The sequence below is a fragment of the Arthrobacter sulfonylureivorans genome, assembly GCF_047607445.1.
In the GTDB taxonomy this organism is placed as follows: Bacteria; Actinomycetota; Actinomycetes; order Actinomycetales; family Micrococcaceae; genus Crystallibacter; species Crystallibacter sulfonylureivorans_A.
In genome coordinates this window covers 122,016-129,362 of record NZ_JBLKRT010000006.1, presented here as the reverse complement: position 1 = coordinate 129,362, position 7,347 = coordinate 122,016, and the positions used below count along the sequence as shown (strand labels likewise).

The 7,347-nt window shown below is 66.5% G+C and carries 6 protein-coding genes; 3 read left to right on the top strand and 3 right to left on the bottom strand.

From position 1 onward, the window contains the following. The coding region (locus tag ACMX2H_RS04760) for an aminotransferase class V-fold PLP-dependent enzyme (protein ID WP_414959231.1) at nt 1-529 on the top strand (529 nt) is incomplete at its 5' end. A gap of 1 nt (nt 530) precedes the next feature. Further along, nucleotides 531-992: a Fe-S cluster assembly sulfur transfer protein SufU gene (gene sufU / locus ACMX2H_RS04755; RefSeq protein ID WP_414959229.1), complete on the top strand. Its 462-nt coding sequence runs from the start codon at nt 531-533 to the stop codon at nt 990-992. Nucleotides 993-1,050: 58 nt separating this feature from the next. Here sufU and ACMX2H_RS04750 read toward each other — a convergent pair whose 3' ends face one another. Together ACMX2H_RS04750 and ACMX2H_RS04745 are read right to left on the bottom strand one after the other, a co-directional pair. Beyond that, nucleotides 1,051-1,272, bottom strand: a complete 222-nt coding sequence (locus tag ACMX2H_RS04750) for an SCO4848 family membrane protein (RefSeq protein ID WP_414959228.1) — start codon at nt 1,270-1,272, stop codon at nt 1,051-1,053. Between the two features lie 15 nt (nt 1,273-1,287). Next, entirely contained in the window at nt 1,288-1,788 is a 501-nt protein-coding gene (locus ACMX2H_RS04745; RefSeq protein WP_136784261.1) for a DUF2505 domain-containing protein, read from the bottom strand. Between the two features lie 137 nt (nt 1,789-1,925). Here ACMX2H_RS04745 and mfd point away from each other — a divergent pair, with 137 nt between their 5' ends. Further along, nucleotides 1,926-5,534 (top strand): transcription-repair coupling factor, encoded by a 3,609-nt coding sequence (gene mfd, locus ACMX2H_RS04740; protein ID WP_414959226.1) that lies wholly within the window; start codon nt 1,926-1,928, stop codon nt 5,532-5,534. Nucleotides 5,535-5,546: 12 nt separating this feature from the next. On the opposite strand, the gene ACMX2H_RS04735 is transcribed toward mfd, so the two are convergent. After that, complete coding sequence (locus ACMX2H_RS04735; protein ID WP_414959225.1) at nt 5,547-7,328, bottom strand: ABC transporter ATP-binding protein; 1,782 nt, start codon at nt 7,326-7,328, stop codon at nt 5,547-5,549. Nucleotides 7,329-7,347: the final 19 nt, after the last annotated feature.

Here is a 7,347-nt window from a genome sequence, read left to right as displayed (position 1 = left end):
GCTGTACGGGAAGGCGGAACTGCTTAACGCGATGCCGCCGTTCCTGACCGGCGGCTCCATGATCACCACCGTGACCATGGAAAAGGCCGACTATCTGCCTTCTCCGCAGCGGTTCGAAGCGGGGACGCAGCGGATTTCGCAGGCGGTGGCTCTGGCCGCAGCCGTGGACTATCTGCGCGAAACGGGCATGGACCGAATCCATGCGTGGGAAGCCGAGCTGGGGCAGCGGCTGGTCGCCGGTTTGGAGGCCATTGACGGTGTCCGGGTGCTCGGGCCAGCCGCCGGTGCCGAGCGGATTGGACTGGCCGCCTTCGATGTGGACGGCGTGCATGCCCACGATGTGGGGCAGTTCCTGGATGACAAGGGCATTGCCGTGCGCGTGGGCCATCACTGCGCGCAGCCGCTGCACCGGCGCCTCGGGCTGGTGGCGACCACCCGGGCCAGCACCTACCTGTACAACACCACGGACGACGTCGACGCTTTCCTGGACGCCGTCGCCGGGGTCCGCCCGTTCTTTGGAGCCAACTGACGTGAGCGCCGAACTGCAGCAGCTGTATCAGCAGATCATTCTGGAACATGCCAAAAAGCGGAACGGGTCGCCGCTGGCAGATCCGCCGGCGGGCGACAAATCCGGTGAATCGCACATGCTCAATCCCACCTGCGGGGATGAAATCACGCTGCGGGCAGCCGTGCACAACGACGGCGCCGCCACCACCCTGTCCGCGATTAGCTGGGACGGCCAGGGCTGCTCCATCTCGATGGCCTCGGCGTCCGTGCTAAGCGACCTGGCGCAGGGCATGGACCGGGAGGAACTGCTGAAAGTGGTGGACAACTTCCGCGAGCTGATGCGTTCCCGGGGGAGCATCGAGGCTGACGAAGAAATCCTGGGCGACGCCGCCGCGCTCTCGGGCGTCTCCCGCTACCCGGCACGGGTCAAATGCGCCATGCTGGCCTGGGTGGCGCTGGAGGAAGCCCTTTTGGCGGCGAACTGACCCTCAACATAGCAAGGGCCGGGCAGTTCGCTGCCCGGCCCTTGCTATGTCCTGCTGCCTACCCCGCGAGTCCACGGGCGCCGATCACCAACGTGGCAATGCCCAAGATCATGGAGGTGGTTGCCTTCATGAACTCCATGGTGAAGTAGCGGGTCATTGCGCCCTTCTCGTCCTTGGACCGCGGGTCTTTCGACACCCGGATGAGGTGCGGCACCCAGACGAGCAAAGCCCACAGGCCGGCGAGGATCAGAACCCAGGCCAGGGCGGCTGGAATGCTCACTGCTGCTGCCCCGGGTTAGGAGCGTCCGGACAGCCAGGCCTCGGCCTGCTGCGCCTGGATGTTCAGGGCCTTGCCCAGCATGGGTTCGGCCGCGGCGGCAATCTTGCCACCCAGGAACGGGATGGAGGATTTCACATCACCGGTCAGGTCCACGCGGGTGGAACCCCCATCGGCAACCAGCTGCTGGACCGCGTTGACGTCCACCGGCGCTCCGGCCACCTTCATGGTGACGTCGGCAGTCCGCGAGCCATCGGCCGCAGGGGCCTGCCAGCGTTCAGTCTGGGTGACGGTGAGCGAGTCGCCCAGCATCTTCTTGGCGATCTCGGGCAGCCGCGCGCTGGGAACCTTGCGGACCACGGTCAGGGTGAAGGCGCCGGACACGTCGCCGTCGCGCTGCACCGACTCCAGGGAGCCGCCGACCAATTCGCTGATGTGGCGCAGAAACGCCTCGTCGGTAAAGGTTTCGGTGACCTTGGCTGCGGGGTAGGGCAGGGTGGTTGAAGCGCTGAGCGCCATAAGGACTCCCGGATTTCTCGGAACTAGTTGGGCCAGCATCCATCCTACTGTGCGCGGTAAAGTTGGTTTTCTGACCCTCAGTTCCGCCGAACTGGAGGGTATTCGTGTTGCGCCCCGACCGGAAGAAGATGGAAACAATGAGCCTGAACGGACTGCGCACAGCCCTCGCCCAGGACGATTCGTTCGCCAAGGTGCGGCTGCAGTCGGCCCGGCCGGTGGCAGAGCGCAGCGAGGATCTGCAGATCGGCGCACCGCCCGGGTTGCGCGCGGCGCTGCTGGCGGAGATGGTGCAGGGTCTGGAGACGGATCTCCACGCGGCCGCGGGCGGCCTTGGTCGATCACCGGTGGTGCTGGCGGTCACGGCAACCGGGCGGGAGACGGAAGACCTGGCCGCGGCGCTGCGGAGCTACCTGCCGGATGAATCCATCGAGGAATTTCCCAGCTGGGAGACGTTGCCGCACGAGCGGTTGTCGCCGCGGTCAGACACCGTGGGGCGCCGGCTCTCGGTGCTGCGCCGGCTAAAGCACGACGACGGTGCGGCGCCGCTGCGCGTGGTCATCGCGCCGGTGCGCGCAGTACTTCAGCCGCTGGTCCAGGGGCTGGGCGAGCTGCAGCCGGTCGCACTGGCGGTCGGCGACGAGGTCGCCTTTACCGACGTGGTCCGTCGGTTGTCCGACGCGGCCTACGCCCGGGTGGACATGGTCAGCCGACGCGGCGAGTTTGCCGTGCGCGGCGGGATTTTGGATGTCTTCTCGCCCACCGACGACCATCCGGTCCGGATTGAGTTCTTTGGCGACGAAGTCGAATCGATGCGCTGGTTCGCTGTGGCAGACCAGCGCTCCTTGGCCGGCGAGCACGTCAAGCACCCCACCCGGCTGTACGCCCCGCCCTGCCGGGAGCTGCTGATCACGCCCTCGGTGATGAGCCGGGCGGCCAAGCTCAAGGACCAGATGCCTGCGGCCGCGGACATGCTGGAAAAGATCGCCGGGGGCGTCGCGGTCGAAGGCATGGAGTCACTCTCGCCGGTGCTGGTGGATGCCATGGTGCCGTTCGTCGGCGAGCTGCCGCCCGGATCCATCGCGGTTGTCATTGAACCGGAGAAGGTACGCAGCCGGGCACACGATCTGGAGACCACGAACGACGAATTCCTGGCCGCTGCCTGGGCCACCGCCTCCGAAGGCGGCGATGCGCCGCTGGACCTGGCGCTGCAGGGGGACTTGGAGCAGGCAGGCTTCCGCTCGCTGGGCGACACGCGCACGGCAGCTGGCGAGCACGAGGTGTCCTGGTGGTCCATTACCTCGTTCAACCCCGACGACGAAACCGTGCTGGACATCGACACGCTGACCATCGCGGCCCGGGAACCCAGGGGCTATCAGGGCGACGTTGCCGAGATGATGGAGTTCATTGGCTCCCGCGTGCGCGACCAGTGGCGCGTGGTGGTGGCCACCGAAGGTCCCGGCCCCGCCTCGCGCATGGCCGAACTCTTCCACGACGCGCAAATACCGGCCACACGGGTGGAATCGCTGGAGAACGAACCGCAGCCGGGAATCATCGAAATCACCACGGCCAGCACCGGCAAGGGGTTCGTCTTCGACGGACTGAAGCTCGGCCTGCTGACCGAAGCAGACCTGCTGGGCCGGGCCTCGGCACGCTCCACCAAGGACATGCGGAAAATGCCGTCGCGGCGGCGCAATGCGGTGGATCCGCTGCAGCTGACTGAAGGCGACTTCGTGGTGCACGAGCAGCACGGCGTGGGCAAGTTCGTCGAGCTGGTGCAGCGCTCCAGCGGAGCCGGGCCCACCAAGGCCATGCGCGAGTACCTGGTCCTGGAGTACGCCCCGTCCAAGCGGGGTGCCCCGGGGGACCGGCTGTTCGTGCCGACCGACCAGTTGGATCAAGTCACCCGGTATGTGGGCGGCGAGACTCCGGTCCTGTCCAAGATGGGCGGCTCAGACTGGGCCAAGACCAAGAGCCAGGCGCGCAAGGCGGTCAAGGAGATTGCCGGCGAGCTGATCCGCCTGTATTCGGCCCGGATGGCATCCCGCGGGCACGCCTTCGGGCCGGACACGCCCTGGCAGCGGGAGCTGGAAGAAGCGTTCCCGTACATCGAGACCCCCGACCAGCTGACCACCATCAACGAGGTCAAGGCGGACATGGAGCGGGAAATTCCGATGGACCGCCTGGTCTCCGGCGATGTGGGCTACGGCAAGACCGAGATTGCGGTCCGCGCTGCCTTCAAGGCGGTCCAGGACGGCAAGCAGGCGGCGGTGCTGGTTCCCACCACGCTGCTGTCCCAGCAGCACTTCGAGACCTTCAGCGAACGCTTCTCCGGGTTCCCGGTCAGGGTCAAGGCGCTGTCCCGCTTCCAAACGTCCAAGGAAGCCAAGGACACCATGGAAGGGATCAAGAACGGCAGCATCGACGTGGTCATCGGGACGCACCGGCTGCTCTCCAAGGAGGTCCAGTTCAAGGACCTGGGCCTGGTCATCGTGGACGAGGAACAGCGGTTCGGCGTCGAACACAAAGAAGCACTGAAGAAGATGCGTACCAACGTGGACGTGCTGGCTATGTCCGCGACGCCGATCCCGCGGACCTTGGAGATGTCGCTGACCGGCATCCGCGAGACGTCCACTCTGGCCACCCCGCCGGAGGAGCGGCATCCGGTGCTGACGTACGTGGGCCCGTACACGGACAAGCAGACGACCGCGGCGATCCGGCGCGAGCTGATGCGCGAAGGACAGGTCTTTTTCGTGCACAACCGCGTCTCGTCCATCGAGCGGCAGGCGGCACGGATTCGGGAACTGGTCCCCGAAGCGCGGGTGGAAGTGGCGCACGGGCAGATGAGCGAGTCCCGGCTGGAACAGATCATCGTCGATTTCTGGGAAAAGCGGTTCGACGTGCTGGTCTGCACCACCATCATCGAAACCGGGCTGGACATCTCCAACGCCAACACGCTGATTGTCGACCGCGCGGACCGGTACGGCCTCTCCCAACTGCACCAGCTGCGCGGCCGGGTGGGCCGCGGCCGGGAGCGGGCCTACGCCTACTTCCTGTTCGACGCCGAGAAACCGCTTGGCGAAGTGGCGCTGGAGCGGCTCAAGGCGGTGGCGGCGCACAACGAACTGGGCGCGGGCATGCAGCTGGCTCTGAAGGACCTGGAAATCCGCGGTGCAGGCAATCTGCTCGGCGGGGAACAGTCCGGGCACATTGCCGGCGTCGGGTTCGATCTGTACATCCGGCTGGTCGGCGAGGCCGTGGCCGATTTCCGCGGCGAAACCGAGCAAAAGGTTGCCGACATGAAAATCGAGCTGCCGGTGAACGCCCACCTGCCGCACGACTACGTGCCGGGGGAGCGCCTGCGCTTGGAGGCCTACCGGAAGCTGGCGCAGGCGGCCACGGACGAGGCCATCGCCGAAGTGGTTGCCGAACTCACCGACCGCTACGGCGAGCTGCCGGAGCCGGTGCAGAACCTCGTCGCCGTGGCACGTTTCCGGGTCCGGGCCCGTGCCGCCGGACTGACCGATGTGGCGGTGCAGGGCAACTTCATCAAGTTCGCGCCGGCGGCCCTGCCGGAATCCAAGGCGATGCGGCTCACCCGGATGTACCCCGGCTCGCAGGTGAAACCCGCGCTGGACTTCATCCTGATCCCCAAGCCCAAGACCGCCAGGATCGGGGGCAAGGACCTGGCCGACCAACAGATCCTGGAGTGGGCGCAGGGTGTGATCGACGCGGTGTTCACCGACTAGCGGCGCCGCTTGCTAGGCAGCCAAGGCCGCATAGCGGCCGTCGGCGTCGAGCAGTGTTTCGTGCGTGCCACGCTCCACAATGCGTCCCGCCTCAAGGACAGCGATTTGGTCCGCGTTGCGCACGGTTGAGAGCCGGTGGGCGATGGTGATGGTGGTCCGGCCGGCAGCCAGCCGGTCGAACGCCTGCTGCACGGCGTGCTCGGTCTGCGTGTCCAACGCGCTGGTCGCTTCGTCCAGCACCAGCACCGGCGGGTTGCGCAACAGCGTGCGGGCAATGGCAATGCGTTGCTTTTCGCCACCGGAGAACCGGTGCCCGCGTGAACCGACGATGGTGTCATAAGCGTCCGGCAATGCCACGATATGGTCGTGGATCTGGGCGTCCCGGGCCGCCTGCTCGATGTCGGCATCACTGGCATCCGGCTTGGCGTAGCGCAGGTTTTCACGCACCGTCGTGTGCAGCAGGTAGGTGTCCTGGCTGACCACTCCCACGATGCGCGCCAGATCGGCCAACCGCATGGACTTCAGGTCCACGCCGTCGATGGTGATGCGCCCCGCCGTCGGGTCATGCAGGCGGGCCACCAAGGCGGCCAGGCTGCTCTTTCCCGAACCGGTCGGTCCCACCAGGGCCAAGGCGGAACCGGCAGGGACGGCCAGGTTCACCTGCCGGAGGGCCGGTGTTTCGCTGTCCGGGTAGCTGAAGCTGACGTCCTCGAAGCGGACGTGTCCGGCCACTTGTGAAGGCTCAACCGCGGCCGGCGAGGCCGGTTCGGTGATCTCCACCGGCAGGTCCAGATACTCGAAAATCCGAGCAAAGAGCGCCAGCGAACTGGTGACGGTGATCGTGACGTTCAGCAGTCCCAGCAGCGGGCGGAACAACCCGCCTTGCAGCGCGCTGAAGGCCACCACGGTGCCGATGCTGATGTTCCCTGCCGCCCCGGGCAGGCCGGCGGCGAAGTAGATGACGGCCGGTACCGCGGCGAAGATGATGCTCATGGTGGCCATGCGCCAGCGTCCGGCTAATTCCGATCGAAGTTCCAGATCGGTCAACCGGTCGGATGACGCCGAGAACCGGGCTGCGAGGTCGTCCCCGGTGCCCAGGGTCTTGCTCAGTTGGATGCCGCTGACCGAGAGCGACTCTTCGATGGTCACATTCATGTCTGCCAGTTCCCGCTGGCGGCGGGCGGTTAGGGCCCGCCGAACCTTGGCCACCCTGCGGGTCAGCACCACTGCCGGCGGCATCACCAGCAGCGAGATCAGCGACAGTTGCCAGGACAGTGCCGCCATGGCGACGGCGGTGGCGACGACGGTGGTCAGGTTGGTCGCGATGCCGGTGGCGGTCGACGTGACGACGGACTGCATGCCACCGATGTCTTGGGTGATGCGGGATTGGATCTCCCCGCTGCGTGTCCGGGTGAAGAAGCCAACAGACTGGCGCTGCAAGTGGGAGAAGACATCCGTGCGCAGGCTGTGCATCACGTGCTGGCCCACTTTGGTGGCAATCCAGGTCTGCAGCACGCCGAACAAGGCGGTGACGGCCGCGACGGCCATCATGCCTGCGGTCAGCAGGGCCAGCAGTGGCAGTTGCTGCTGGGGCAGGGCCGTGTCGATGACGGCGCGCAGCAGGAACGGCGAGGCCATGGCGGCGGCCGAGGAAGCAACGATGATGGCCGTGACCAAGGCCAGCTGTCCCCGGTAGGGACGGAAGAGGGCCACAATCCGCTTAAGCGGAACGTGCCGTGCTTGCTCTTTTTCTGCAGCCGTCGGTTCCTTCACGGGACCGCGGCCGGGGTTCATTCCGAATGTTTCCGTCGGA

Excerpts from the sequence above, each read along its gene's own strand:
- mfd (WP_414959226.1), top strand. The coding sequence starts at position 1,926 with ATGAGCCTGAACGGACTGCGCACAGCCCTCGCCCAGGACGATTCGTTC.
- ACMX2H_RS04735 (WP_414959225.1), bottom strand. The coding sequence starts at position 7,328 with ATGAACCCCGGCCGCGGTCCCGTGAAGGAACCGACGGCTGCAGAAAAA.
- ACMX2H_RS04745 (WP_136784261.1), bottom strand. The coding sequence starts at position 1,788 with ATGGCGCTCAGCGCTTCAACCACCCTGCCCTACCCCGCAGCCAAGGTC.